The sequence below is a fragment of the Aestuariimicrobium sp. p3-SID1156 genome (assembly GCF_025144225.1).
GTDB lineage: Bacteria > Actinomycetota > Actinomycetes > Propionibacteriales > Propionibacteriaceae > Aestuariimicrobium.
In genome coordinates, this window is sequence record NZ_JALXXB010000007.1 from 86,221 (window position 1) to 113,055 (window position 26,835).

A 26,835-nucleotide genomic window follows, 5' to 3' on the forward strand; every position below is an offset into this window, starting at 1 on the left:
GCCGCGTCCTGGCACCTCGGGCGCCGGGCGTACACTTGCCCGGTGCCCGATACCGTTCTTCTCGACCTGGACGACGTCCACGTCACCTTCGGCACCCTGAACGCCCTCGACGGGCTCTCACTCCAGGCGCATGCCGGTCAGGTCACGGCAGTCCTGGGCCCCAACGGCGCCGGCAAGACCACCATGGTGCGCTGCTGCACCGGCCTGCTCACCCCGGACGCGGGGAGCATCCGCATCGTGGGCGATGCACCCGGCTCCGCGCGTGCCCTGGCTGAGGTTGGCGTGATGCCCCAGAGCGCCGGAGCCTGGAACGCGATCCGTGCGCGGGAACTGCTGGTACACCTCTCACGCCTCTACAACGACCCCCATCCTGTGGACGAGCTCATGGAGCTCCTCGGCATCTCCCACACTGCGAGGACTGCCTACCGCCGCCTGTCGGGAGGCCAACAACAGAGCCTGAACATGGCCGCTGCCCTCATCGGACGCCCCCGGCTGGTCTTCCTGGACGAGCCGACCGCCGGGCTCGACCCGCACGTGCGTCAACGCGTCTGGCAGGTCATCCGCCAACTGCGGGACGCGGGGGTCGGCATCGTGCTCAGCACCCACCTGATGGACGAAGCCTCCGCTCTCGCCGACCACATCTACATCATGGACGCCGGCCACGTGCGGCTGGACGGCACCACCGCAGAGCTCACGGCCAAGCAGAGCCTGGAGGACGTTTTCCTCGCCAACACGAATGTCGGAGGCGTGCGATGAGCATCGACTTCGCTCCCCGCCCGGCGCCTGCGTCCCCAGCCACCCGGCTGCGCGCCCAGGGGGCGCTGGAGACCTCGCTGATGATGCGCAATGGCGAGCAATTGCTGCTGGCCCTGGTGATCCCCATCGGCCTCCTCGTGGTCGGCTTCACCGTCGGCCATCGTTTCGGCATCGGCACCGCCGGTCTGGTCGGTTCGGTGCTGGCCCTCGCGATCTGGTCCACGGCCTTCACGTCCACCGCCATCGCGACCGGCTTTGACCGGCGCCAGGGCGTCCTCGAGCGCATGGCCGCCACCCCGCTGGGGCGCACCGGACTGCTCGGTGGCAAGGCCGTCGCCGTCGTGGTGATCAGCCTGTTGCAGTGGCTGGTGCTGCTGGGCGTGTCGCTGGCACTGGGCTGGCGCCCCCGGTTCGAGGTCGTGCAAACCCTTGGCGTCCTCGTCGCGGCCGTGCTCGCCATCGTCTGTTTCGTCTCGCTCGCTCTCGCCATGGCCGGGACGCTGCGGGCCGAAGCGACCCTTGGGTTGGCGAACCTGGTCTACCTGGCCGGTCTCGCGCTGGGCATCATGGTGCCGCCCTCCGAGCTGGGCTCGCCGTTCGGTGACGTGGTGCGCTGGCTGCCCACATCCGCACTGGCGGACATGACCCGCGCCTGGACTTCGGGCAGCCAGGACCTCTCCGGTCTGCTGCCGCTTCTACTCTGGGCGTTGGGCTCAGCGTTGTTGGCAAGGAAGGTGTTTCGATGGACCTCGTGACTGACCAGGCTCCCCCACTCACCGAGGAGCGCAGCAGCTTCTGGGGCCGCATCAGCGCCACCCGCGGCGCCCTGATCGGTTGGGCCGTCGCCAGCATGATCGGCAACATCCTGATCATTGTCACCGGCGCCGTGGTGCGCCTGACCGAGTCCGGGCTCGGGTGCCCGACGTGGCCGCGCTGCCAGCCCGACTCCTATGTACCTCGCAGCGGTCTGGGCCACCACCAGTTCATCGAGTTCGGCAACCGCCTGCTCACTTTCGTGCTGATCTTCCTGGCCATCATGGTCTTCGTGGCAGCAGTCCGGACTCACGCTGACAGGCTGACCCGTCGGATCGCGTTCTGGGCCGGGCTGGGTATCCCCTTCCAGGGCGTGATCGGGGGCATCACGGTGCTGACTGACCTGAACCCCTGGGTGGTGGCTCTGCACCTGATGCTCTCGCTGGTCCTGGTGGCGGCCCTCACCAAACTCGTCCTGCACGTTGCCGGCAGCGCGTCGGTGCCGGTGCCCGCCCTGGCGCTGTGGGCCTCCCGGGCCGCCTTCGCGGGCATGATGGTGGCTTGCTGGCTGGGCACGGTGGTCACCGGTTCGGGCCCGCACTCCGGCGACGGGGGCGCCAAGCGCACCGGTCTGGACATTCCCTCGGTGGCGCGGATCCACTCGCTCTCGGTGTGGTTCACCGTGCTGTGCACGCTGGTGGCCCTGTACGCCCTGCGGCGGGCAGGCTCGGCGGCAGTAAAGTGGGCCGCGATCCTGCTGGGCGTGGAGTTGGTCCAGGGTGCCATCGGCTATTACCAGTACTTCAACGGCGTCCCGATCGTGGCGGTGCTGATGCACATGGTCGGCGCAGGAGTCGCTGTTGCGGCAGCGGCCGCGCTGTTCTTCTCCGTGCGAGGCGAGGGGGAGCCGGCGACCATCGCCTGACCAGCCCCGTCTGCCTCAGAAGACTGACCGGTCCCGTCTGCCTCAGAAGATGAGCGGGTCGATCGCTGCCGCGACGAACAGCAGCGCCAGATAGGTGTTCGACCAGTGGAACAGCCGCATCGCGTTCAGGGAGGCACCCGTGAATCCCCGACGGGCCCGCTGCAGCAGCTGGACCGACTCCCACAGCAGCACCGCACCCGTCACGATCGCCACCACCGGGTAGAGCCAGCCGGTGTGCGCCACCGGCCACAGGACCAGCGAGGTCGCAACGGTCGCCGCCGAGTAGCACAGGATGCGCCAGGCCACGCCAGGGGCATCCATCACGACAGGGAGCATCGGGACGTGGGCGGCGGCATAGTCGTCGCGGTAGCGGAAGCCCAGCGCCCAGGTGTGCGGGGGCGTCCAGAAGAAGACGATCAGGAACAGCACGAGCGGGGCCCAGCTCACCGAGCCGGTGATGGCGGTCCAGCCGATCAGGGGCGGGAAGCAGCCGGCGATGCCGCCCCAGACGATGTTCTGCGAGGTCCGCCGCTTGAGCAGCATGGTGTAGACGAAGACGTAGAAGGCGTTCGCGGCCAGGGCCAGCCCCGCCGAGAGCCAGTTCGCACCGAAGCCCAGCACCAGGGCCGACAGGATGCCCAGGACGACACCGAAAACCGTCGCATTGGTCGGGGAGACCTGGTGCCGCGGCACGGGGCGGCGACGCGTCCGACGCATGACCTCGTCAATGTCACGGTCGATCACGCAGTTGAACACGTTCGCGGACGCCGCAGCGAACAGCCCACCCAGCATGGTCCACAGCGCGGTCATCAGCGGGGGAACCCCGCCGGCGGCCAGGAACATCGCGGGAATGGTGGTGACCAGCAACAGCTCAATGATCCGCGGCTTGGTCAGCGCCACATAGGCCTTCAGCACATCCTTGGTGCGCGCCTGCCCCTGGGCCCCGTCAACCGAGCGCTCGACGACGCGCGAGGCGTCGATGGCAGGGTTCGGCTGGGCAGAGGTGTGGGTGGTCAAGACACAAATCCTTTGGAAGGGGGCGCTCCAGCCAGTCTACGTCGCCATGACCGGATGGCCGAATGCTCAGCCGGTGGGTGAACCGCGTGGATAGAGTGCTGGCAACACCACCGCGTACCCCCGACACCCCAGGAAAGCAGCATGACCCACACCCCCAACGCCCGCACCGCCGCCCTCAGCAAGGCCGGGGTCTCCATCTGGCTCGATGATCTGTCCCGGGACCGCCTCACCTCGGGGAACCTGGCCTCCCTGATCCAGGAGCTCTCCGTGGTCGGTGTGACCACCAACCCCACCATCTTCGCGACCGCGCTGAGCAACGGCGCCGCCTACAACGAGCAGCTGCGCCAGGTGGCCGACCAGGGGCTGGATGCCTCCATCCGCGCGATGACCACCACCGATGTGCGTGACGCCTGCGACTTGTTCATGGATGTCTACCGGCACAGCAAGGGCTACGACGGCCGCGTCTCGATCGAGGTCGATCCCCGCCTGGCCATGCAGACCGAGGCCACCGTGGAGGAGGCGCTTGCCCTCCATGAGACCGTCGGCCGGGAGAACGTGCTGGTGAAGATTCCCGCCACGGAGCCCGGCCTGGAGGCCATCCGCCGCACCATCGCCCACGGCGTCTCAGTCAACGTCACCCTCATCTTCAGCCTCGACCGGTACCTCGCGGTGATGGACGCCTACCTGTCCGGTCTGGAGGAGGCCAACGCGGCGGGAATCGACCTGTCCACCATCCACTCGGTCGCCTCGGTCTTCGTCAGCCGTATCGACACCGAGGTGGACAAGCGTCTGGACGCCATCGCCACCCCCGAAGCCACTGCCCTCAAGGGCAAGACCGCCCTGGCGAACGCGCGCCTCGCCTACCAGGCCTACGACAGGACCTTCTCCGGCGACCGCTTCCAGGCCCTGGAGGCGAAGGGAGCCAACCGCCAGCGCCCGCTGTGGGCGTCCACCGGCGTCAAGGACCCCACCCTGCCTGACACCCTGTACGTCACCCAGCTCGTGGCCCCCGGCGTGGTCAACACCATGCCGGAGAAGACCCTGCTCGCCTTCGCCGACCACGGCGAGGTCGAGGGTGACCAGGTCACCGCCCACTATGCCGAGGCCGAGCAGGTACTTGAGCAGGTCCGCGCCCAGGGCGTGGACCTGGCCGACGTCTTCCAGGTCCTGGAGCGCGAGGGCGTGGAGAAGTTCGAGAAGTCCTGGGCGGAGCTGCTGCAGACTGTCCAGGGCGAGCTCGACAAGCTCTGACCACTCCCATCGACCACTGTGGAAGACCTCGTGACCCATCCCACTCCCCTGCCGACGGCAACCGCCTCCACCCCGGAGGCGATACCGGTGACCAATCCCCTTCGCGCACCGGAGGACTACCGCCTGCCCCGGATCGCCGGCCCCTCCGTGCTGGTGATCTTCGGGGTCACCGGCGACCTCTCCCGCAAGAAGCTGATGCCCGCTGTCTATGACCTGGCCAACCGAGGGTTGCTGCCTCCCGGCTTCGGGCTGGTCGGTTTCGCCCGTCGAGAATGGGACGCCCAGGACTTCGCGCAGGTCGTCCACGACGCGGTGAAGCAGCATGCCCGCACCGAGTTCAAGGAGGAGGTCTGGCAGCAGCTGCTCGAGGGCATCCGGTTCGTTCGTGGCGAGTTCGATGACGACGAGGCCTTCGATCGGCTGCACCAGACCCTGCGCGAGCTGGACGAGTCGCGCGGGACCGGCGGCAACCATGCCTTCTACCTGTCGATTCCGCCGGACAACTTCGAGACGGTGGTCAGCCAGCTGAAGCGTCACGGGATGGCCGAGGACCGGCAGGGCCACTGGAACCGGGTGATCATCGAGAAGCCTTTCGGCCACGACCTCACCTCGGCGCGCCAGCTCAATGCCGTCGTGAGCCAGGTCTTCCCGCCCGAGTCGGTGTTCCGCATCGACCACTACCTGGGCAAGGAGACGGTGCAGAACATGTTGGCGTTCCGGTTCGCCAACCAAATGTTCGAGCCGATCTGGAACAACAACTACGTCAGCAATGTCCAGATCACCATGGCCGAGTCGATCGGCATCGGCGGTCGGGCGGGGTACTACGACGGCATCGGCGCTGCCCGGGACGTCATCCAGAACCACCTGCTGCAGCTGCTCGCGCTGACCGCCATGGAGGAGCCGAACTCCTTCGAGGCGGCCCAGCTGCGCGCGGAGAAGCAGAAAGTGCTGGCCGCCACGCGCCCCCCCGCTGACATTGCCGCCCACACCGCTCGGGGCCAGTACCTGGCGGGCTGGCAGGGAGGCAAGCAGGTGAACGGTTATTTGGATGAGGACGGCATCGCGCCCGACTCGATCACCGAGACCTATGCCGCGATCCGCGTTGAGATCGACAACCGACGCTGGGCGGGCGTCCCCTTCTACCTGCGGGCGGCCAAGCGGATGCCCCGTCGGGTGACGGAGGTCGCCTTGCAGTTCAAGCCCGCCCCGCACCTGCCCTTCACAGCTGCCCAGACCGCCGGGCTCGGGGTCAACTCCCTGGAGATGCGCATCCAGCCCGACGAGGGCATCACCATGCGGTTCGGGGCGAAGGTCCCCAGCACCCAGATGGAGATCCGCGACGTCTCCATGGACTTCAACTACGGCGGATCCTTCACCGAGACCAGCCCCGAGGCCTACGAGCGGCTCATCCTCGACGTCCTGCTCGGTGACCCGCCGCTGTTCCCACTGCAGCAGGAGGTCGACCTGTCCTGGCAGATCCTGGACCCGATCCTGGAGAACTGGGAGTCGAGTGGCAAGCCCGAGGGTTATGCACCCGGCACCTGGGGGCCGGCGAGCGCCGATGCCATGATCGGACGCGACGGATTCACCTGGAGGCGCCCATGATCACCGAGTTGAACGACACCACCTCCGACCAGATCCTGTCGGAACTGGAGAAGGCGCATCGTGCCGAGGGATCGGGCAGCGGCATGGTTCACACGCTGCTGGTGGCCTGCCAGGCCGTCTCCTTCGAACGCGCCTTCGCCGCGGCCAGGGATGCCGCCCGCGAACACCCTTCGCGCGTCATCCTGGTGGTGGAGAACCCCACCCAGCAGGGGCTTGACGCTCGCGTCCAGCTCGGCGAGGGAGTCCCCGGTGACATCGTCACCCTGACCGTGCCTCAGGACCTGACCGAGCACCTGGAGACCTTGCTGCGCCCGCTGCTGCTGCCGGACTCCCCCGTGGTCGCCTGGTGGCCTGGTGAATCCCCCACCAACCTGTCCCAGGACCCGGTGGGCCGGCTGGCAACCCGCCGGATCACCGATGCCGGTGGCGTGGACGACCCGCTCGCCGCCCTGCACTGCCGTGCGCTGAACCATTCGCCCGGTGACACAGACCTCACCTGGACGCGGCTGACACCGTGGCGGGCCCTGCTGGCTGCCGCACTCGACCAGCATCCAGCCCAGGTGCTTTCCGCCGAGGTGGAGGCCGCTCCGCACAATGCCCCTGCGGAGTTGCTGGCTGCCTGGCTTGCAGATCGGCTCGAGGTGGACGTGGTGAGGACCGAGTCAGCCGGTCCTGGCATCACCGGCGTGCGACTGCATGCCGCAGACGGGGATTTCGCCCTTCTGCGTCCGTCGGGTGCCACCGCCAGCTACGAGGTGCCCGGCCAACCGCGGCGCACCGTGGCGCTGGCCCGGCGTGCGATGAATGCCCTGATCACCGAGGAATTGCGGCACGCGGCACCCGACGAGATGTTCGAGGACGCCTGCCAGGAGTACCTCCGGCGGGCCGAGACCGGGCTGGCGAGGTCGTCCAGTCCGCGTCGTGACGAGACGAACCGATGAACCCCGAGGCCCGGGCAGTGAACGAGCCCACCGCAGGGCGTCCCGCCCCACGCGTCGTCCGCCTCGCATCCCCGGAGGCGCTGGCCGAAGCGGTGGCTGGACAGCTACTGGAGCGGCTCCTCAGTCGACAGCAGAAGGGCGACGTCCATCTGTGCCTGACAGGCGGTCGCATCGCCAATCGCATGTACGAGGCCCTGGCCAACCTGGTCCCGACAACGAATCTCGACCCGGCGCGGCTGCACATCTGGTGGGGGGATGAGAGTTTCGTCCCGGTCACTGACCCGGACCGCAATGCCACCCAGTCCTTCGGGATCCTGGCGCGCACGATCACCTTCGCGCCGGGCCAGACCCATCCAATGCCTGCGCAAGATGGGCAGCGGGATGCTGACGAGGCGGCCTTCGCCTATTCCCGCGAACTCGGCGACACTGTCTTCGACGTCTGCCTGCTGGGCTTGGGCGAGGATGGCCACATCGCCTCACTGTTTCCCTGCCACCCATCGTTCGCCCAATCGACGTCGGCGACGGTCATCGGTGTCTCGGAGGCTCCCAAACCACCACCGGACCGGATGAGTCTCACCCTTCCCGCGATCAACCGGTCACGGGCGGTGTGGGTGCTGGTCTCCGGGGAGGAGAAGTCAGGTGCCGTCGCCCGCGCGCTGGCGGGTGACGTGGACCTGCCCAGCGCGGCGGTCAGCGGGACTGAGGAAACCTTCTGGTTCCTGGACGCGGACGCGGCCAGCCAGCTGCCTCGTTACAACTGCCTGCTCTGACCCACAACTGCCCGCGGCTGCAGGGATGCGGCGGCTCAGTAGATGACCTCGCCGGCTGCGCGACGAGCACGCAGGTGGCTGAGGGCGTCGGCCAGGATGGTGGCCGCCTCGGCGTCGGAACGACGCTCCTTCACGTAGGCCAGATGGGTCTTGTAGGGAAGAATCTTTGGCGGGGGCGGCGGATTGTGCTCGTCCATGTTGGCCGGGAGACCGCACCGTGGGCAGTCCCAGGTCTCGGGAATCTGCGCGTCGGCGGCGAAGGCCGGGCGGGTCTCATGGGCGTTGGAGCAGAAGTAGGAAACGTGCAGGCGAGGTGCTGCGTCCCCGCGTTCGGCCTCACCCATGGGGCCTGCTCCGACACGACTTCCTCTGATGGCGCTGCCACCAACCACGTTGTTCTCCTTACTGAGTCCACTGCCCTGCCGGCTGGCAGGCGTGGGTTACTGCGAACGCTTCGACGCGTGGCTCACCGCAACCGAGCGGAGTCCGGCGACGAGCCGTCAAGAACCGATCTTGTAGAGGGCCAACAGGCCGACGATGCACAGGAGCCAGACCAGCCCAATGATGATCGTGAGGCGGTCCAGGTTGCGTTCGGCCACGGAGGTACCACCCATGGAGGTCGACATGCCGCCGCCAAAGAGGTCGGACATGCCACTGCCGCGTCCCTTGTGCAGGAGGACCGTCATGGCCAACAGGATGCTGGTGATCACGAGAAGGATCGACAGCGTCATGGTGGGCCAGCTCATCGCCATGGGTACCAAGATCACCAGCACAGGTTAGCTCACGGCCCAAGCTTTTCCACAATGGGGTGGGGACGCCAAAGCCCCGCCCCCGCCGGGTTCGGCGAGGACGGGGCCTGGGTGGGTGTGAGCTGCCGTGGCTGCGACGATCAGGCAGGCAGCGCGTAGAAGCGCACGATGCCCGCGAACTCCTCGGGGTCAAGGCTGGCGCCCCCGACCAGGGCACCGTCCACGTCGGGCTGGGCCATGATCTCGACAACATTGGCGGCCTTCACTGAACCGCCGTACTGGATGCGCACCTTCTCCGCCGCCTCGGCGCCGATCCTCTCGGCGATGTCAGCGCGGATGGCACCACAGACCTCCTGTGCGTCAGCGGGGGTGGCCACCTCGCCGGTACCGATGGCCCACACGGGCTCATAGGCAATGACGAGGCCGGCGACCTGCTCGGCCGGAATGCCCTCGAGGGAACCACGCACCTGGTCCAGGGTGTACTCGACCTGACGGCCCTCCTTGCGGATGTCGAGACCCTCACCGACGCAGATGATGGGGGTGATGCCGTGCTCGAGCGCCTTCTTGGCCTTGGCGTTGACGACAGCGTCGTCCTCGCCGTGGTACTGGCGTCGCTCGGAGTGGCCGACCACCACGTAGGCGCAGTTCAGCTTGGCCAGCATCTCCGCCGAGACCTCACCGGTGTAGGCGCCCTTGTCGTGGGTTGACACGTCCTGAGCGCCGTAGCCGATGGTGAGCTTGTCACCCTCGACCAGGGTCTGCACGGTACGCAGGTCGGTGAAGGGGGGCAACACGACGCACTCGGACTGCTCTGGGTCCCACTGCTTGTCGTTGAGGGTCCAGGCCAGCTTCTGAACCAGGCCGACGGCCTCCACGTGGTTCAGGTTCATCTTCCAGTTGCCGGCCATGATCGGCTTGCGGGTGCTCACTTGTTCTCCTCCAGAACGGTCAGACCGGGCAGTTCCTTGCCCTCGAGGTATTCCAGCGACGCGCCGCCGCCGGTCGAGATGTGACCGAAGGCGTCATCGGCGAAGCCGAGCTCCCGCACGGCGGCAGCGGAGTCGCCGCCACCCACGACCGAGAGGCCGTCGACCTCGGTGAGGGCCTGCGCGACGGCCTTGGTGCCGCCGGCGAACTCCTCGATCTCGGAGACACCCATGGGACCGTTCCAGAACACGGTCTTTGCACCCTTGATGGCGTCGGCGAAGGCCTTCTCCGACTCAGGGCCGATGTCCAGACCCATCTTGTCGGCGGGGATGGCGTTGGCGGGGACCACCTCGACCTCTCCAACGACCTTGTGGTTCTCGAAGTCGGCACCCTCGGCCACGCGGATGTCGGTGGGCAGCAGGATGGTCTTGCCGGCCTTCTCGGCGTCCTCCAGGTAGCGCTTGCAGGCCTCGAGGCTGTCGTTGTCGACCAGCGACTTGCCGACCTCCAAGCCCTTGGCCTTGAGGAAGGTGAACAGCATGCCACCACCGATGACCAGGGTGTCGGCGAGCTTCAGCAGGTTGTCGATGACGGCCAGCTTGTCGGCCACCTTCGCGCCGCCGAGGACGACGACGTAGGGTCGCTGCGGGTCCTGGGTGAGGCCGGCGAGGACGTCGACCTCCTTCGTGACCAGGGTGCCTGCGGCGTTGGGGAGCAGCTTGGCGACGTCGTAGACCGAGGCCTGCTTGCGGTGCACCACACCGAAGCCGTCGGAGATGAAGACCTCACCGAGAGCGGCGTACTTCTTCGCCAGCTCGACGCGCTCGGCCTCGTCCTTGGACTCCTCGGCCTTCTCGTAGCGCACGTTCTCCATGAGGGCGACCTCGCCGTCCTGGAGGGCGGCGACGGTCTGCTGGGCGGACTCGCCGACGACGTCACCGGCCAGCGTGACCTCGGTGCCGAGCAGTTCACCCAGCCGCTTGGCGACGGGGGCCAGGGAGTACTTGGGGTTGACCTCACCCTTGGGGCGGCCAAGGTGGGCCAGGACGGCGACGCGGGCGCCGGCCTCGCGCAGCTGGTTCAGGGTGGGCAGGGCGGCGCGGATACGACCGTCGTCGGTGATCGTCTCGCCGTCCAGGGGGACGTTGAAATCGCAACGGATGACCACGCGCTTGCCGCGCAGGTCGCCGAGCTCGGAAACGGACTTCACAGTCTGTGCCTTTCGGGGGGGTGGCTGGGGGTGTGAGTGTCGGGAGACGGAAAGAGGGGGCGGGGCGGACCCCACCCCCTCGTTCCTCAGGAGTTGATCAGAGCTTGGAGCCGACCAGGACGGTCAGGTCGACGAGGCGGTTGGAGTAGCCCCACTCGTTGTCGTACCAGCCGACGACCTTCACCTGGTTGCCGATGACCTTCGTCAGCTGGGCGTCGAAGATGCAGGAGGCCGGGTCGGTCTCGATGTCCTTGGAGACGATCGGGTCCTCGGTGTAGACCAGACGGCCCTTCATGTGGCCTTCCGCGGCCTTCTTGACGATCTCGTTGACCTCCTCGACGGTGGTCTCGCGCGAGGCCTCGAAGGTGAGGTCGGTGGCGGAACCGGTCGGGGTGGGGACACGCATGGCGTAGCCGTCCAGCTTGCCCTTCAGCTCGGGCAGCACCAGGGCGACGGCCTTGGCGGCGCCGGTGGTGGTGGGAACCATGTTGAGGGCAGCGGCGCGGGAGCGACGCAGGTCCTTGTGGGGACCATCCTGCAGGTTCTGGTCCTGGGTGTAGGCGTGGATGGTGGTCATCAGGCCCTTGACGATGCCAAGACCGTCGTTCAGCGCCTTGGCCATGGGGGCCAGGCAGTTGGTGGTGCAGGAGGCGTTGGAGATGATGTTGTGAGCGGCGGGATCGTACTTGTCGTCGTTCACGCCCATCACGACGGTGATGTCCTCGTTCTTGGCGGGAGCCGAGATCAGGACCTTCTTGGCTCCAGCGTCCAGATGGGCCTTGGCCTTGGTGGCGTCAGTGAAGAAGCCGGTGGACTCGATGACGATGTCGACGCCGAGGTCCTTCCACGGCAGGTTCGTGGGGTCCTTCTCGGCGAAGGCCTTGATCTCCTTGCCATCGACGTAGATGGCGTTCTCGTCGTGCGACACCTCGCCGGGGAAACGGCCCAGGATCGAGTCGTACTTCAGCAGGTGAGCGAGGGTGGCGTTGTCAGTGAGGTCGTTGACGGCCACCACTTCGAGGTCAGCCCCCTGGGCGACCAGTGCGCGGAAGTAGTTGCGGCCGATACGGCCGAAGCCGTTGATGCCAACCTTGACAGTCATGTGTTGTGCTCCTTTACCTTTGTGGTTGCACCCCCAGCCTAACGAAAAGGTCACGGAGTCGGGAGGGCGGGGGCCAAAGGTAGGGCGCACGCTTTCCGACCTGTCGCGCAGCCCACCTGCACGATGGTGCATCGCCAGGATGCAGGGGCCGGATCCGCGGGAATACAGCCCTTGTGAGGCGGATGCTCCCCGGTCTCAGCGCAAACGGCTGTCCTCGGCCTCATCGAGCATCTGCGCTGTGAGATTCGCCTCGGTGTCAGGAATTCCCTGCTCCTCGGCGACCTTGTCGGCGGTCGCGAGAAGGCGTCGAATACGGCCCGCCATCGCGTCCTTGGTGAGCGGAGGGTTGTGGGCCTGGCCAAGTTCCTCCAGGCTCGCGTTGCGGTGCTCCAGACGGAGGCGGCCGGCGCTCAACAGGTGGTCGGGGATGTCATCGCCCAGGATCTCCAGGGCACGTTCGACGCGCGCGCTGGCGGCCACAGCGGCTCGCGCCGAGCGGCGCAGGTTGGCATCGTCGAAATTGGCCAGCCTGTTGGCGGACGCACGGACTTCGCGGCGCATCCTGCGTTCTTCCCAGGCCAATACGGCCTCGTGGGCGCCCATCCGCGTGAGCAGGGCGCCGATCGCATCGCCGTCCCGGATCACCACCCGGTCGATGCCGCGCACCTCGCGCGACTTCGCGGTGATCCCCAGGCGTCGCGCAGACCCGACCAGGGCCAGGGCAGCTTCGCTGCCCGGGCAGGTGACCTCGAGTGACATCGAGCGGCCGGGTTCAGTGAGGGAGCCGTGGGCGAGGAAGGCACCGCGCCACACCGACACCTGGCAGCAGGCACCGGCGCCGACCACGGTGGCGGGCAGCCCGCGCGCGGGGCGTCCCTTGGAATCGACCAGGCCGGTCTGGCGAGCCAAGGAGGCGCCGTCCTGGACCACGCGGACGGTGTAGCGGGTCCCCTTGCGCAGCCCGGAGCTCTGGATGACCAGCATCTCCGAGTCAATGCCGTAGACCTCCATCAGTCCCGTACGCAGGCGACGGGCAGCCGCGCCGGTGTCGAGTTCGCATTCGATGACCAGGTGCCCCCCGCCGACGATGTGCAAGCCGCCCCCGAAACGCAGCATCGACGTGATCTCCGAGCGGCGGCAGCAAGGCTTGGTCACCTTGATCGTGCACAGCTCCGACTTCACCAGGGGGGTCATGGCCATGCCAGCATCCTTACACATTCGATCCCAACGCATGCTCGAGCGGAAACGGGGCTACAGGCCCATCACCTCGCCCAGCGCCGAGGCAAGGCGGAAGGGATCGTGGCGGGCACTGCCATCGCGCATCGCCACGTGGCTGACAAACAGCTGGGCGCCGAGGGAGCCCGCATAGGCCTCCAGGTGGCGGTCCTCCTCAACGAACTTGCGGTCGGCGACGACCCAGTCGAGACGCAGGCCGGGGGCGTGTTCGGACAATAGCTCGAGGTGCCGGGAGGCGGTGTATCCGGCGGTTTCGTCGGCCGGGCGGATGTTGAGCGTCAGGATCCGCCTGGCGGGCGTGGTGTTGATGGCCTGGTAGAGGTCGGGCACGAGCAGGTGCGGCATCACCGAGGTGAACCAGGACCCCGGCCCCAGGACCACGAAGTCGCTCTCCTCGATCGCCTGCACGGCCTCCGGGCAGGCAGGAGGCTTCTCGGGGACCAACCTGACCCCCTGCACCTGCCCGCGCGTCTTCGCGATGGTTGCCTGCCCTGCCAGGGTGCACACCTCGTCGGGCGAGTAGGGATCCAACCCCAGCACGTCGGCCTCGATGCCCAGCGGCGTGGTTGACATGGGCAGGACGCGGCCGCGGGAGTGCAGCAGCTCCCCCACCATGGCCAGGCCCCGCACGGGGTCACCCAGCCGTTCCCAGATGCCGGCGATCAGCAGGTTGCCGATGGCGTGACCTCCCAGTTGCCCGTCACCGGGGAAACGCGTCTGCAGGATCTCGGCCCACAGGCGTCCGGTGTGGTCGTCGCCGCACAGCGCCGCCAGCGCCATGCGCAGGTCGCCGGGGGGAAGCCCACCGAACTCCTGCCGGATGCGTCCTGAGGAGCCGCCGTCATCAGCGACCGTGACGATGGCGGTCAGCCGGTCGGTGAGGCGGCGCAGGGCGCTGAGGGACGCCGAGAGGCCGTGCCCGCCCCCGAGGGCAGTCACGGCGGGGAGTTGGTCCAGGGTGGGGCGCGTCATTCCAGCCCCAGGTCACGGTGGATCACGGTGACGTGATGGCCCACCTCACGCAGGCGGCGGGCGAGCTCCTCGCTCATGGCGGTGGAGCGGTGCTTGCCCCCCGTGCAGCCAATGGCGGCGGTGAGCAGTCGCTTGCCCTCGCGGACATAGCCGGGGGCGACGATGGCGAGCAGGCCCTGGAGCTGGTCGAGGAATTCAGCGGCACCGGGCTGGGAGAGCACGTAGCTGCTGACCGGTTCGGACAGGCCCGTCATGGGGCGCAGCTCGGGCACCCAGTGCGGGTTGGGCAGGAAACGCACGTCGAAGACAACATCGGCGTCAATGGGCAGGCCGTTCTTGAAGCCGAAACTCATGATCGCGATGCGCACCATGTGGTCGTGGGCGCCGCCGAAGGCATGGGCGATGCGGGAGCCGAGCTGGTGAATGGTGAGGTTGGAGGTGTCGATGACCAGGTCGGCCTGGGCCCGCAGCGGCCCCAACAGTCGGCGTTCCTTGACGATGGCTTCGACGAGGCGTCCATCACCCTGGAGGGGAAGGGGGCGCCGGGATGACTCCTGGCGCTTGACGATCACTGCGTCGTCGGCCTCAAGGAAGAGGATCTCGGGGTTGATTCCCGCCTCGCGCAGTTCTTCCAGGGTGTTGGGCATCTCCTCGGCGAGGGCTGCCGAGCGGACGTCGAGGATGACCGCAACCCGGGGGAGTCGGTTGCTGCGCGTGACCTCCAGCAGGTGCGGGATCATGGCGGCGGGAAGGTTGTCCACCACGTACCATCCCAGGTCCTCCATGGCGTGGGCGGCAGTGCGTCGCCCTGCCCCCGACATCCCGGTGATCACGACCAGCCGGGTTGGCTCATCGCCGTCGGGGCGCGAGATGTCGAGCCGCGGCAGGCGGCCGGTCAGGGCGGAGTCATCGCTGGTCACGCCTCCATTATGGCCAGCCCGCCGGGGGCGGGCCTGTCGGCTCAGTTCTCGACGATCTCGCCCGTGGTCATGTTGACGGCCACCGGGGCCTCGGTATCGGCCATCGCGTCGTGGACGGCAGCGGCCAGGGTGGGCCCGAAGCCGGGCACGGCGGCGATCTCGTCGACCGTCGCGGCGCGCAGCTTCTTGAGCGATCCGAAGTAGTTGAGCAGTGTCTTGCGGCGAACCTCCCCCAAGCCCGGGACGTCGTCCAGGGTCGACTCGAGCATCGCCTTCGAGCGGCGTCCCCGGTGGTGGGTGATGGCGAAACGGTGGGCCTCGTCGCGGAGTCGCTGAAGCAGGTAGAGCCCCTCGCTGGTACGCGGCAGGATGACCGGATACTCGTCGTCGGGCACCCACACCTCCTCCAGACGCTTGGCCAGGCCGCACAGGGCGATGTCGGTGATTCCGAGGTCGTCCATGGCCCGCTGGGCGGCGGCGACCTGCGGGGGGCCGCCGTCGACGACGATGAGGGCCGGGGCATAGGCGAACTTGCGGGCGACTCCGGTGGTGGGGTCGATGAGAGCCGGGCCGTCCGTCGCCTCGGCGGACATGGATTCGCGATCGTCGAGCAGTCGGCGCAGGCGGCGGGTGATCACCTCGTGCATGGCGCGCACGTCATCGGAGCCCTCGAAGCTCCGGATGATGAATCGGCGGTACTCCGACTTGCGGGGCAGGCCGTCCTCGAAGACGACCATGGACCCCACCACTTCCTGGCCCTGGGTGTGGGAGATGTCGAAGCACTCGATGCGCAGGGGCGGTTCGGGCAGGCTCAGTGCCTTGTGGATCTCTTCCAGGGCGCGGTTGCGGGTGGACAGGTCGCTGGCTCGCTTCATCTTGTGCTGGGCCAGGGCCTGGGCAGCGTTGCGGGCCACCGTGTCCATGAGTGTCACCTTGTCACCGCGTTGGGGGACGCGGATGGTGACCCTGCTCCCCCGCACCGAGCTCAAGAGTTCAGCCATGACGGGGCCGGAGGTCGGTTGGGCGGGTACGAGGATCTCCTTGGGTACCGGGGATTCCTCTCCTGGCTCCTGATGGGCTGTGGCGTCGGCGTAGAGCTGGAGCAGGAAGGCCTCGATGAGGTCCGACAGGCTGGAGTCATCGGCCCTGTCGGCGATCCAGCCCCGTTCACCGCGCACGCGTCCAGCGCGGACGTGGAAGATCTGGATGGCCACCTCCAACGGGTCCTCGGCGACCGCGATGACGTCGGCGTCCGTGCCATCGGAGAGCACGATGGCATTCTTTGCGGTCGCCTTGGAGAGTGCTCCGAGGGAGTCACGCAGGACCGCAGCCTTCTCGAACTCGAGGTTGTCCGAGGCGATCTGCATCTGCTTCTCAAGCCGGCGGGTCAGCTGCTGGGTCCGCCCGGACATGAACGTGCAGAAGTCCTCGACCAACTCCCGGTGGTGCTCCTCGTCGATCCGGCCCACGCACGGCGCCGCACATTTGCCGATGTGGGCCAGAAGGCAGGGGCGGCCCGTGGACTGGGCGGTGCGAAAGGTGCCATTGGAGCAGGAGCGCATCGGGAAGACCCGCAGCAGGGAGTCGACGGTCTCCCGGATTGCCCAGGCCTGGCCGAAGGGGCCGAAGTAGCGGTAACCCTTGCGCTTGGCGCCGCGACCGACGAAGACGCGGGGGAACTCATCGGACCAGGTGATGCACAGCCAGGGGTAGGACTTGTCGTCGCGGTACTTCACGTTGAAGCGGGGGTCGTACTGCTGGATCCAGGTGTATTCCAGCTGCAGCGATTCAAGCTCGTTCTGCACCACGGTCCATTCGACCTTGGCCGCGGTACGGACCATGGTCTGGGTACGGAAGTGCAAGCCCGCTGGGTCGGCGAAGTAGGAGTTGAGTCGCTGGCGCAGGTTCTTGGCCTTGCCCACGTAGAGCACCGTGCCGTGCGCGTCCAGGAAGCGGTAGACCCCTGGATCGGTGGGGATGCTTCCGGGCGCAGGACGGTACGTGGACGGATCGGCCATGCGTGCGAGTCTAGGCTGCGGCCCTGACAGAACCGGACGCCCGAGCGCCGCGCAGCTGCGGTGTTCGCCCCCGGCGCAGCCGCTGTGGGGTGTGGGTAGGGTGGGGGCACAGACCCCGCAGTGAAAGGTGACCCCGTTGACACCTCCCGATCGCCGCCTCTTCCTCGCCGCAGCCGGCCTCGCCGCCGCATCCACCGCCGGTCTGGCCGGATGCTCGAACAAGCCCGGCTTGGACATGAACAAGCCCAAGGAGCCGGTGACATTGCCGGTCGGTGACGTCCCGGAAGGGGGCGGGGTGATCCTCAAGGGCAAGGGCTACGTCGTCACGCAGCCGAAGGGCGGGGAGTACAGGGCCTTCAACTCCACCTGCCCCCACGCGGGCTGTGAGGTCACCAGCGTCGCCGAGAACAAGATCATCTGCGGCTGCCACAACTCCCAGTTCAACCTCGACGACGGTTCCGTGCTGCAGGGTCCGGCGACGTCCGGACTGGGCAAGGCCAAGCTCGAGAAGGACGGCGACACCCTGACGGTCAGCGGCTAGGTGCACTCCGCCATCACGGTGGTGCCGAGCAGCTGACCGGCTCCCACGAAAGGCTCGTGGGACCCGGACGCTCAGAACTTCGGGGTGGCCCGCTTTCGGGTCGCCTTCGTCGCGGGAGCAGCCTTCCGGGCGGTCGCCGGGGCGGTCGTGGGCTTCGGTCCGGCAGTCTTCTTCGCAGCAGCCTTGCGGGTCGACTTCTTTGCGGGTGGAACATGATCGACCAGGGCTGGCTCGAGCTCGCCGACCGGCACCTCGTGCCCCGTCAGGATCTCCGCCAGGAACATCCCCGTGTGGGATTGGGGGCACTTCGCGACCTCCTCGGGGGTGCCTTCGACCACCACGGTGCCGCCTCCCGAACCGCCTTCAGGACCCATGTCGATGATCCAGTCCGCCGTCTTGATGACATCAAGGTTGTGCTCGATCACCACCACGGTGTTGCCGGTGTCGACCAGCCTCCCGAGCACGCCCAGGAGCTTGCGGGTGTCCTCGAAGTGCAAGCCGGTGGTGGGCTCGTCGAGCACGTACATGGTGCGTCCGGTGGAACGCTTCTGCAGCTCGGCAGCGAGCTTGACGCGCTGGGCCTCACCACCTGACAGGGTGGTGGCGGGTTGGCCCAGACGCACATACCCCAGCCCGACCTCGTTGAGGGTCACCAGGTGTCGGTGGATCGACGAGATGGGTTCGAAGAACGACGTCGCCTCCTCGATCGGCATGTCGAGCACCTCGGCGATGTTCTTGCCCTTGTACTTCACCTCGAGGGTCTCCCGGTTGTAGCGGGCACCGTGGCAGACCTCGCAGGTGACGTAGACGTCTGGCAGGAAGTTCATCTCGATCTTGATGGTGCCATCGCCCATGCAGTTCTCGCAGCGCCCACCCTTGACGTTGAAGGAGAACCGGCCCTGCAGGTAGCCGCGCACCTTCGCATCCGGCGTCGAGGCGAACAGGGCCCGGATCTTGTCGAAGACGCCGGTGTAGGTCGCCGGGTTCGACCGCGGGGTGCGTCCGATCGGTGACTGGTCGACGTGGATGATCTTGTCGATGTGCGCGTAGCCGCTGATCGACCGATGTCGGCCCGGGAGCGCCTTGGTCTTGTAGATGCGCCGTGCCAGCGCCTTGTACAGGATGCCATTGACCAGGGAGGACTTGCCGGACCCCGAAACACCCGTCACTGCGATCATCTGCCCCAGCGGGAAGCTGACGTCGACATTCTGCAGGTTGTTCTCGGTCGCGCCATGGATCGTGATCTCCCGCCCAGTGCGGGGGCGCCTCACTGCCGGCAGGGCGATCGATCGCTTGCCCGACAGGTACTGGCCGGTGAGGGACTCCTCGGAGGCCATCAGTTCGGGCACGGTGCCGCTGACGACCACCTGACCACCGTGCTCACCGGCTCGCGGGCCGATGTCGACGGCCCAATCCGCCACCCGGATGGTGTCCTCGTCGTGCTCCACCACGATGAGGGTGTTGCCCAGATCTCGTAGTCGCACCAGGGTCTCGATCAGGCGTCGATTGTCGCGCTGGTGCAGGCCGATCGAGGGCTCGTCGAGGACGTAGAGGACGCCCACCAGCCCCGAACCGATCTGGGTCGCCAGGCGGATGCGCTGGGCCTCGCCGCCCGACAGCGTCCCCGCCGCGCGCGACAGCGTCAGATATTCGAGCCCGACGTCCAGCAGGAACGTCAGCCGTGCGTCGATCTCGCGCAACACCAGGGTCGCGATTTTGGCCTCGCGCTCGCTCAGCGTCAACGAGGACGCCCATTCCGCCGCCTGTCGGATCGACATGTCCGAGACCTGCGCGATGTTGCGGCCGCCCACCGTCACCGCCAGCGAGGTCGGTTTCAGGCGTGCACCCTGGCAGACCGCGCAGGGGATCTCGCGCATGTACTCCCCGAAGCGCTCACGCATGTTGTCGGTCTCGGCCTCGGCATGGCGCCTCTTCACGTAGTGGATCGCACCCTCGAAGTTCTGGGTGAACGAGCGAATGCGTCCGAAGCGGTTGCGGTAGCGGACCACCACCGGGTCACCGGCGCCATGCAGCAGCACCTTCTTTGCCTTCGACGGCAGGTCCTTCCACGGTGTCTTCAGGTCGAAGCCCTCGGTCTGGCCCAACGCCTCGTAGACATGCTCGAAGTGGGAGGCGACGTGGGGTGTATTCCAGACCGCGATGGCACCGTCGGAAAGACTCAGCTCCTCGTCGGGGACGAGCAGGTCGGGGTCGACCTCCATGGTCGTACCGATGCCACCACAGGCTGGGCAGGCACCCCAGGGCCCGTTGAAGGAGAACTGGCGTGGCTCCAGCTCCTCGATGGAGATGTCGTGGTCGTTGGGGCAGGCAAGCTTCTCCGAGTAGCGGCGCTCGCGCCCGGGGTCGTCCTCGGCCAGCTCGACGAACTCGATGCCGACCACGCCCTGGGCCATGCCGAGGGCGGTTTCCACCGAGTCAGTGATGCGCTGCTTGGCGCTGGGCTTGATGGCGATGCGGTCGACGACCACGTCGATGTCGTGCTTGTACTGCTTGTCCAGCGTCGGCGGCTCGGTCAGCTGGATCGTCTTCCCGTCGACCCGAGCTCGGCTGAAACCCTGGCTGGCGAGGTCCTTGAACAGGTCCACGAACTCACCCTTGCGTCCGCGGACGACAGGGGCGAGCACTTGCATGCGCGTCCCCTCGGGGCGTTCGAGCAGGCGATCGACGATCTGCTGGGGGGTTTGACGGGTGATCGGCTCACCACATTCAGGGCAGTGCGGGTGGCCGATGCGCGCATAGAGCAGGCGCAGGTAGTCGTGTACCTCGGTGATGGTGCCCACCGTTGAACGAGGATTGCGGCTGGTCGACTTCTGGTCGATTGCCACCGCCGGCGAGAGCCCCTCGATGAAGTCGACATCCGGCTTTTCCATCTGCCCCAGGAACATGCGGGCGTAGGCGCTCAACGACTCCACGTAGCGGCGCTGGCCCTCGGCGAAGATCGTGTCGAAGGCGAGCGAGGACTTCCCCGAACCCGACAGACCAGTGAAGACGATCAGCGCATCGCGGGGGAGGTCGAGGGAGACATTGCGCAGGTTGTGGGCGCGCGCGCCACGGACGATGAGCCGATCATTCACGTCTAGCATCGTATGCGCTGCCTCCGACAAGACTTGCGGCTCAGGGTCGCGCTGCCCACCACAAGGGCGTTACGGTGGAGCCATGCTTGCCGAGGAAGCCGGGACGAATGAGGGTTCCTTCCCCCGTCCCACTTTCGCCGAAAGCGTAGCGGCCGTGCGCAAGCGGAAGATGGAGGAGACCCAGCACCTGCTCGGTGACACCATCCGCCTCAGCGACAACGAATGGCAGTCCCCCAGTCTCCTTCCGGGCTGGACCCGGGCACACGTCGCCACCCACCTCGCCCGTAATGCCGACGGTCTGCGCCGCTCGGTGGATGCCTTTCTCTCCGGGCGTTCCGCGCGCATGTACGCCTCGGAGATGGAACGCCAGGATGAGATGGAACGCGGGTCCCAGCGGACCGGGCTGGACCTGCAGATTGATCTGGACACCTCCGCCAGCCAGCTGAATGCGGTGATGAACAGGCTGGCAGCCAGCAGTGAGGATGACCTGGCCAGGGAGGTTGAACTCCGCGCCGGCTTCCACGTCCCTGCCTGGCTGATCGCCACTGCGCGCCTGAACGAAGTGGTCCTCCATCATGTCGACCTGGGCATCGGTTACAGCATTGACCAGGTCGACGATGACATCGCGCGCTGGCTGCTTGAGTGGATGGTCTTCCGGCTGGATGACCGCATGGACGTACCTCGACTTGAGTTGCAGTCGACGTCCGGCGTCCGGGCGAGGATCGGCGGCTTCGGTGAACCGACTGTCGTGAGCGGCGCCGACCGCTTCCTGCTCGGGTGGCTGACAGGCCGGTGCGATTCGAGCAAGCTGGAGGGTGCCGACCAGGTTGTCCTGCCGCTGGTCGGCTGATCAGAGGAGCACTGCATGACCAGTTACCACGTCGACGCCGAGTCGGCGCCGCTCACCTTCGACCTGGGTGGAGGCCTTGAGTGCACGAAGGTGTCCCTCGGCCCGATGGACAACAACGGCTACCTGCTCGTGGGCCAGACCGGTCCCGCGGTGTGGATCGATGCTGCTGACGAGGCCGATCGCATCCTGGAAATCCTCAAGGGACGCGACCTGGGCACGCTCGTGACCACTCATCGCCACCACGACCATGTCGGCGCCACTGCCGACGTGATGGACGCCACCGGAGCCGTCGGAATCTGCGGTGGGCCCGACCGGGACGCCATCGAGCGAGCCACCGGGACCGAGCAGAAGCAGGTCTGGGACGGCTCCACCATCCAGGTCGGCGAGGGCGCGCTGGAGGTGATCGGCCTGGTCGGACACACGCCCGGCTCGATCGCGCTGGTCTGGACGCCCGCAGACGGGCCGACCCACATTTTCTCCGGTGACTCGCTGTTCCCCGGGGGTCCCGGCAAGACGAACTCGCCGGAGGACTTCACCTCGCTGCTGGATGACCTGGTAGACAAGGTCTTCGACCGCTTCCCCGATGACACCGTGGTACACCCGGGCCATGGTGACGCCACGACACTCGGGGCCGAACGGCCACAGCTGGGGGAATGGCGAACAAGGGGCTGGTGATCACACCAGTCGTTCCGACTGCCTGTCACGGTTGAGCCACTCACCGCATGTCCATCCCTGTGAGGGACGGCGAAGGCGTCGGCCTCATCGACACGAACGTCGTCTCACGGCCAATCCTGATGATGACGGTCACATCGAAGGATTGGCCGTGCACTCCGTGCGTCGCCGGAAGAATGAGCCCCGTCGCGTCAGTCGTTCATGGCCGCATTGGCTGCAGCGACGATGCGCAGGTTCTGTGGCAGGGCCCCATCAGCGGCGGGTGTCGTCATGGTGAGGATCACGCTGTCGCGTCCCGGGTTGTTCACGAACTTGGTCGAGAAGTACCCCTGCCAACTGTACGCCCCCGCCCCACCCAAGTAGTGGTCGGAACCGACCGGGGCGTTTACTCCCTGCTGGATGTCCAGCATGAAGCCCCACTTGTTCTGGGTCAGTTGCCAGTTGGTCAGGTCACCAATCTGATTGCTTGTCATGAGCTCGACCGCCGCTGGGCTCAGAATGCGTGCGCCGTCCAGAGTGCCCTTGTTCAGGAGCATCTGCGCGAATCTGAAGTAGTCAGCAGTGGTCCCGTGCAGACCGGCAGCACCACTGAAGTAGCGGTGGTGCTCACTGTGCGCGCCTTCGGGCCCCAGCATGACCGGCCCGACCTGAACATTGCTCCGCTGCACTTCGTCGCGTCCGGGCCAGTACACCTCCGTCAGCCGAGCACGATGCTCGTCCGGAATGAAGAACCATGTCTCGTGCATACCAAGTGGCTCGAGGATGTGTTGCTTCTGGTAACTGTCAAAATCTTGTCCGGACACAACCTCGACAATGCGGCAGAGCACATCCACACTGCTGTTGGAGTAGTCGAACATGGTGCCGGGATCGGCGATGAGCGGAACCTTGGCCAGCCGAGTCATGTTCTCTTCAAGGGTGAGATCCGGCGCATTCATGTCGTCGCGTACTTCCGCCTCAGCGTAGAGTTTCGGCACCACCTTGTAGACGTCGAGGGGGAACGCATCCTGCCACCACGTATTGGTGAATCCTGCCGTCATCGTCAGCAAGTCCTGGACGCAGATCTCGCGTGCGGCAGGTCGAAGGGTGTAACTCCCATCCGGCTGGCACTCGGCAACCTGACGATCCCCGAGTTCGGGGATGTAGCGGCTGACGGGGTCGGCAAGACCGAGCATTCCGCGATCCCACAGCTGCATCACCGCTACCGCGGTCAGAACCTTCGTCATCGACGCCAGCCGGAAGATGCTGTCCGTGCTCATGGGCACTCCCTCAGCAGCCTTGCCATGCGCCTTGAAGTAGCAGACCCTCCCGTGCCTGGCGATGAGGACGACGCTGCCCTGGTAGTCGTTGTTGGCGATCTGCCGGGTGATCAGCGCCTCTACCGCGTCCAATCCGGCTGGGGACACGCCCACCGATTCGGGGCTCACGATCTCGATGGTTCCACCAACAGTCATTCTTCCTGCTCCTTTGCGACGCGTTCGTGCTTCGATCGTAGGCCTGCGGGACTGCTGGTGGGCGGAACTACCCCAGACCTTCACCCAGGCGTCGCTGGCCATTCCTGGCGACCGTCCCATCGCGCGGTGTGACCGTAGCCGGGTGGCGGGATGGGTACTGGCTCACTTGTTCGCCTCGATCATCTGGCGCAGCTCCTTCTTCAGGTCACTGATTTCGTCGCGTAGACGGGCAGCCAGCTCGAACTGCAGCTCCTTGGCGGCAGTGTGCATCTGCTCGGTGAGTTCCTGGACCAGGTCAGCCAGCTCGCTGGTCGCCATTGCCCCGGTGTCGAGCTTGCGCGATTCCTGCCCCAGCGTCGGCACGGGGGAGGTCGGGCGACGCCCGCCGGGTTGGGCCTGCTTGACCAGCGCCTCGGTGTCGGCGTCCTCACGGGCCAGCATGTCGGTGATGTCGGCGATCTTCTTGCGCAGCGGCTTCGGATCGATCCCGTGTTCCTTGTTGTAGGCCACCTGGATGTCGCGGCGACGGTTGGTCTCGTCGATCGCCTTTTCCATGGAGGGGGTGATCTTGTCGGCGTACATGTGCACCTGACCGGCCACATTCCGGGCTGCACGACCGATCGTCTGGATCAGGGAGCGATCCGAGCGCAGGAATCCCTCCTTGTCAGCATCCAGGATCGCCACCAGCGACACCTCGGGCAGGTCCAGGCCCTCTCGCAGCAGGTTGATACCCACCAGCACGTCGTACTCGCCCATCCGTAGCTCGCGGAGCAGTTCGACGCGGCGCAGCGTGTCGACCTCTGAGTGCAGGTAGCGCGTCCGGACGCCGTTCTCGAGCAGGTAGTCGGTGAGGTCCTCCGCCATCTTCTTGGTGAGGGTGGTGACCAGGACGCGCTCATTCTTCGCGACGCGCTGCTTGATCTCGCCCATCAGGTCGTCGATCTGGCCCTTGGTGGGCTTGACGATGACCTCGGGATCCACCAGACCGGTGGGTCGGATGATCTGCTCGACGAAGCCATCCGACCGTGCCATCTCGTAGTTGCCGGGGGTGGCGGACAGGTAGACGGTCTGCCCGATCCGCTCGACGAACTCCTCGAAACGCAGCGGTCGGTTGTCCATTGCCGACGGCAGCCGGAAGCCGTGGTCGACCAGGGTCCGCTTGCGGGACATGTCACCTTCGTACATGCCACCGATCTGCGGAACGGTCACGTGGGACTCGTCCACGACGAGCACGAAGTCCTCAGGGAAGTAGTCAAGCAGACAGTTCGGCGCGCTCCCTCGCGGGCGTCCATCGATGTGGAGGGAGTAGTTTTCGATGCCGGAGCAGGCACCGATCTGGCGCATCATCTCGATGTCGTAGCTGGTGCGCATGCGCAGGCGCTGAGCCTCGAGCAGCTTCTGCTGGCCCTCCAGCTCGGCCAGCCGCTCGGCCAGTTCCTTCTCGATACCGTTGATCGCACGCTCCATGCGCTGCGGGCCGGCGACATAGTGGGACGCCGGGAAGACGTAGATCTCCTCGTCGTTCGTGAGCACCTCGCCCGTGAGCACGTGCATGGTCGACAGTGCCTCGATCTCATCGCCGAAGAACTCAACCCGAACGGCATTCTCCTCATACATCGGGAAGATCTCGAGGGTGTCGCCCCTCACGCGGAAGGTGCCGCGCGTCCCGGCCAGGTCGTTGCGCGCGTACTGCATCTCGACGAGCCGGCGCAGCAGCCCGTCACGCTCATGCTCTTCCCCGACCCGCAGCGTCAGGCTGCGGTCCAGGTACTCCTGTGGCGTCCCCAGACCGTAGATCGCGGAGACGGTCGCCACCACAATCACGTCACGCCTGGTCAGCAGGGAGTTGGTGGCCGAGTGGCGGAGCCGCTCAACCTCCTCGTTGAGGGAGGAGTCCTTCTCGATGTAGGTATCGGTCTGCGGGACGTAGGCCTCGGGCTGGTAGTAGTCGTAGTAGCTGACGAAGTACTCAACGGCATTGTCGGGGAAGAACTGGCGCAACTCGTTGGCGAACTGGGCAGCCAGCGTCTTGTTGGGCTGCATCACCAGCATCGGACGCTGCAGGCGCTCCGCCAGCCAGGCCACCGTCGCGGTCTTGCCAGTACCGGTGGCGCCCAGGAGGACAACGTCCTGCTCGCCGGCGTTGACTCGGCGTTCGAGCTCGTCAATGGCTGCTGGCTGGTCGCCGGCCGGCTCGAAGTCGGCGACCACCTTGAACGGTGCCACCCGGCGCTGAATGTCTCCTACTGGACGCATGGTTCCACCCTATGCGGGCAGTGTGACAGAACTGGCAGTGTGCGCTCACGGCTGAGTCGTGGACCGGCCCAGGTCGCGCCACACCCGATCCACCTGCGGCGCCAGATCCTCCACCGTCCCCGAGTTGTCGATGACCTGGGTTGCGACCGCCAACCTCTCCTCCCGGGACGCCTGTGCGTTGATCCTGGCCCAGGCCTCCTGCTCGTCGAACTGGTTGCGCGCCATCAGCCTCCGCAGCTGCACCTGGGGATCCACGTCCACCACGAGGACCTCGTCGAAATCCGGGGCCTGACCGGTCTCCACCAGGAGTGGGATCATCCTGATCGGGACGCGCCCCTGATCCCAGGCCTCCTGCTGCCGCCGCTTCGACTCTGCGATCACCAGCGGGTGAATGATGGCGTTGAGGTCCCGCCGGGCCTCCTCGTCACCGAAGACGAGCTTGCCCAGTGCCGGCCGGTCCAGGCCCCCACCTGCAGCCAGCACCTCACTGCCGAAGCGATCGAGGACGGCGGCCAGCCCGGGTGTCCCGGGGGCAACGACCTCGCGCGCCAGGACGTCGGAGTCGATCACCACCGCACCGAGGTCGGCCAACATCTCCCCCACCGTGCTCTTGCCCGAGGCAATCCCGCCGGTCAGGCAGACACGAAGTTCCTTCGTCATGTCCACAGCTTTCCAGATCCGCCCCTTGGCACCAGTGAACCACTGACCTCCATGCGCCAGGCTGCTCCATCGAACGAGTGCAGGGTTCCTGGTGTTCCAGCCCCGACACGGGGCAGGGACGACCTGGCCTCCACCACCGTCAACGACGCCGGCCCCCC

Annotated in this window: 24 protein-coding genes; 10 read left to right on the forward strand and 14 right to left on the reverse strand. The window is 66.8% G+C overall.

Translation table 11 applies throughout. The features are described 5' to 3' along the window. Positions 1 to 42 precede the first annotated feature (42 nt). Genes M3G03_RS09275 through M3G03_RS09285 form a run of 3 tightly spaced genes read left to right on the forward strand, consistent with a single transcriptional unit; the run spans position 43 to position 2,434 of the window. Complete coding sequence (locus M3G03_RS09275) at positions 43 to 756, forward strand: ABC transporter ATP-binding protein (RefSeq protein WP_259809413.1); 714 nt, start codon at positions 43 to 45, stop codon at positions 754 to 756. Further along, positions 753 to 1,511 (forward strand): ABC transporter permease, encoded by a 759-nt coding sequence (locus M3G03_RS09280; protein WP_259809414.1) that lies wholly within the window; start codon positions 753 to 755, stop codon positions 1,509 to 1,511. The genes M3G03_RS09275 and M3G03_RS09280 overlap by 4 nt, the downstream gene beginning before the upstream one ends. After that, positions 1,499 to 2,434 carry a heme A synthase gene (locus M3G03_RS09285; RefSeq protein WP_259809415.1) on the forward strand — a complete coding sequence of 312 codons (936 nt, stop codon included), beginning with the start codon at positions 1,499 to 1,501 and terminating at the stop codon, positions 2,432 to 2,434. Before M3G03_RS09280 ends, M3G03_RS09285 begins: the two co-directional genes overlap by 13 nt. A gap of 42 nt (positions 2,435 to 2,476) precedes the next feature. Here M3G03_RS09285 and M3G03_RS09290 read toward each other — a convergent pair whose 3' ends face one another. Beyond that, on the reverse strand, positions 2,477 to 3,460 hold the full coding sequence (locus M3G03_RS09290) for a heme o synthase (protein ID WP_396121935.1): 984 nt from the start codon (positions 3,458 to 3,460) through the stop codon (positions 2,477 to 2,479). 132 nt (positions 3,461 to 3,592) lie between these two features. Between M3G03_RS09290 and tal the strand changes: the two genes are divergently transcribed. The 4 genes from tal (at position 3,593) to pgl (ending at position 8,018) form a co-directional block, all read left to right on the forward strand. Beyond that, positions 3,593 to 4,702, forward strand: coding sequence for a transaldolase (tal, locus tag M3G03_RS09295; protein ID WP_259809416.1), 1,110 nt, complete (start codon positions 3,593 to 3,595; stop codon positions 4,700 to 4,702). A gap of 156 nt (positions 4,703 to 4,858) precedes the next feature. After that, positions 4,859 to 6,307 (forward strand): glucose-6-phosphate dehydrogenase, encoded by a 1,449-nt coding sequence (gene zwf / locus M3G03_RS09300; RefSeq protein WP_259809443.1) that lies wholly within the window; start codon positions 4,859 to 4,861, stop codon positions 6,305 to 6,307. Next, the gene (locus M3G03_RS09305) at positions 6,304 to 7,248 is read left to right on the forward strand and encodes a glucose-6-phosphate dehydrogenase assembly protein OpcA (protein WP_259809417.1); all 945 of its coding nucleotides are present in this window, start codon (positions 6,304 to 6,306) and stop codon (positions 7,246 to 7,248) included. Before zwf ends, M3G03_RS09305 begins: the two co-directional genes overlap by 4 nt. A gap of 17 nt (positions 7,249 to 7,265) precedes the next feature. Continuing rightward, entirely contained in the window at positions 7,266 to 8,018 is a 753-nt protein-coding gene (gene pgl, locus M3G03_RS09310) for a 6-phosphogluconolactonase (protein ID WP_259809418.1), read from the forward strand. Between the two features lie 35 nt (positions 8,019 to 8,053). On the opposite strand, the gene M3G03_RS09315 is transcribed toward pgl, so the two are convergent. From M3G03_RS09315 to uvrC, 9 genes are all read right to left on the reverse strand, one after another. Beyond that, on the reverse strand, positions 8,054 to 8,410 hold the full coding sequence (locus M3G03_RS09315; protein WP_259809419.1) for an RNA polymerase-binding protein RbpA: 357 nt from the start codon (positions 8,408 to 8,410) through the stop codon (positions 8,054 to 8,056). A 108-nt stretch (positions 8,411 to 8,518) separates the two neighbouring features. Beyond that, positions 8,519 to 8,764 carry a preprotein translocase subunit SecG gene (gene secG, locus M3G03_RS09320; RefSeq protein WP_259809444.1) on the reverse strand — a complete coding sequence of 82 codons (246 nt, stop codon included), beginning with the start codon at positions 8,762 to 8,764 and terminating at the stop codon, positions 8,519 to 8,521. Positions 8,765 to 8,907: 143 nt separating this feature from the next. Then, on the reverse strand, positions 8,908 to 9,675 hold the full coding sequence (gene tpiA, locus M3G03_RS09325) for a triose-phosphate isomerase (protein WP_259809445.1): 768 nt from the start codon (positions 9,673 to 9,675) through the stop codon (positions 8,908 to 8,910). Positions 9,676 to 9,692: 17 nt separating this feature from the next. After that, entirely contained in the window at positions 9,693 to 10,904 is a 1,212-nt protein-coding gene (locus tag M3G03_RS09330; RefSeq protein ID WP_259809420.1) for a phosphoglycerate kinase, read from the reverse strand. Positions 10,905 to 11,001: 97 nt separating this feature from the next. Beyond that, a complete protein-coding gene (gap, locus tag M3G03_RS09335; protein WP_259809421.1) occupies positions 11,002 to 12,006 on the reverse strand; it encodes a type I glyceraldehyde-3-phosphate dehydrogenase in 1,005 nt (334 codons plus the stop codon). Positions 12,007 to 12,201: 195 nt separating this feature from the next. Beyond that, positions 12,202 to 13,206 (reverse strand): DNA-binding protein WhiA, encoded by a 1,005-nt coding sequence (gene whiA, locus M3G03_RS09340; protein WP_259809422.1) that lies wholly within the window; start codon positions 13,204 to 13,206, stop codon positions 12,202 to 12,204. Between the two features lie 51 nt (positions 13,207 to 13,257). Next, positions 13,258 to 14,214, reverse strand: a complete 957-nt coding sequence (yvcK, locus tag M3G03_RS09345; protein WP_259809423.1) for a uridine diphosphate-N-acetylglucosamine-binding protein YvcK — start codon at positions 14,212 to 14,214, stop codon at positions 13,258 to 13,260. Continuing rightward, on the reverse strand, positions 14,211 to 15,086 hold the full coding sequence (rapZ, locus tag M3G03_RS09350; protein ID WP_259809446.1) for an RNase adapter RapZ: 876 nt from the start codon (positions 15,084 to 15,086) through the stop codon (positions 14,211 to 14,213). Before rapZ ends, yvcK begins: the two co-directional genes overlap by 4 nt. 89 nt (positions 15,087 to 15,175) lie before the next feature. Next, on the reverse strand, positions 15,176 to 17,152 hold the full coding sequence (gene uvrC / locus M3G03_RS09355) for an excinuclease ABC subunit UvrC (protein WP_259809424.1): 1,977 nt from the start codon (positions 17,150 to 17,152) through the stop codon (positions 15,176 to 15,178). A 136-nt stretch (positions 17,153 to 17,288) separates the two neighbouring features. Here uvrC and M3G03_RS09360 point away from each other — a divergent pair, with 136 nt between their 5' ends. Beyond that, complete coding sequence (locus M3G03_RS09360) at positions 17,289 to 17,693, forward strand: ubiquinol-cytochrome c reductase iron-sulfur subunit (RefSeq protein ID WP_259809425.1); 405 nt, start codon at positions 17,289 to 17,291, stop codon at positions 17,691 to 17,693. Positions 17,694 to 17,764: 71 nt separating this feature from the next. Here M3G03_RS09360 and uvrA read toward each other — a convergent pair whose 3' ends face one another. After that, a complete protein-coding gene (gene uvrA / locus M3G03_RS09365; RefSeq protein WP_259809426.1) occupies positions 17,765 to 20,797 on the reverse strand; it encodes an excinuclease ABC subunit UvrA in 3,033 nt (1,010 codons plus the stop codon). A gap of 145 nt (positions 20,798 to 20,942) precedes the next feature. Here uvrA and M3G03_RS09370 point away from each other — a divergent pair, with 145 nt between their 5' ends. Together M3G03_RS09370 and M3G03_RS09375 are read left to right on the forward strand one after the other, a co-directional pair. After that, positions 20,943 to 21,638 (forward strand): maleylpyruvate isomerase family mycothiol-dependent enzyme, encoded by a 696-nt coding sequence (locus tag M3G03_RS09370; protein ID WP_259809427.1) that lies wholly within the window; start codon positions 20,943 to 20,945, stop codon positions 21,636 to 21,638. A gap of 15 nt (positions 21,639 to 21,653) precedes the next feature. Beyond that, the gene (locus M3G03_RS09375; protein ID WP_259809428.1) at positions 21,654 to 22,313 is read left to right on the forward strand and encodes an MBL fold metallo-hydrolase; all 660 of its coding nucleotides are present in this window, start codon (positions 21,654 to 21,656) and stop codon (positions 22,311 to 22,313) included. Between the two features lie 188 nt (positions 22,314 to 22,501). Here the strand turns inward: M3G03_RS09375 and M3G03_RS09380 are convergent, their stop codons facing one another. The 3 genes from M3G03_RS09380 to coaE form a co-directional block, all read right to left on the reverse strand. Continuing rightward, entirely contained in the window at positions 22,502 to 23,761 is a 1,260-nt protein-coding gene (locus M3G03_RS09380) for a serine hydrolase (RefSeq protein WP_259809429.1), read from the reverse strand. Between the two features lie 162 nt (positions 23,762 to 23,923). Beyond that, a complete protein-coding gene (gene uvrB, locus M3G03_RS09385; protein WP_259809430.1) occupies positions 23,924 to 26,017 on the reverse strand; it encodes an excinuclease ABC subunit UvrB in 2,094 nt (697 codons plus the stop codon). A gap of 45 nt (positions 26,018 to 26,062) precedes the next feature. Next, positions 26,063 to 26,677 carry a dephospho-CoA kinase gene (coaE, locus tag M3G03_RS09390; protein ID WP_259809431.1) on the reverse strand — a complete coding sequence of 205 codons (615 nt, stop codon included), beginning with the start codon at positions 26,675 to 26,677 and terminating at the stop codon, positions 26,063 to 26,065. Positions 26,678 to 26,835 lie beyond the last annotated feature (158 nt).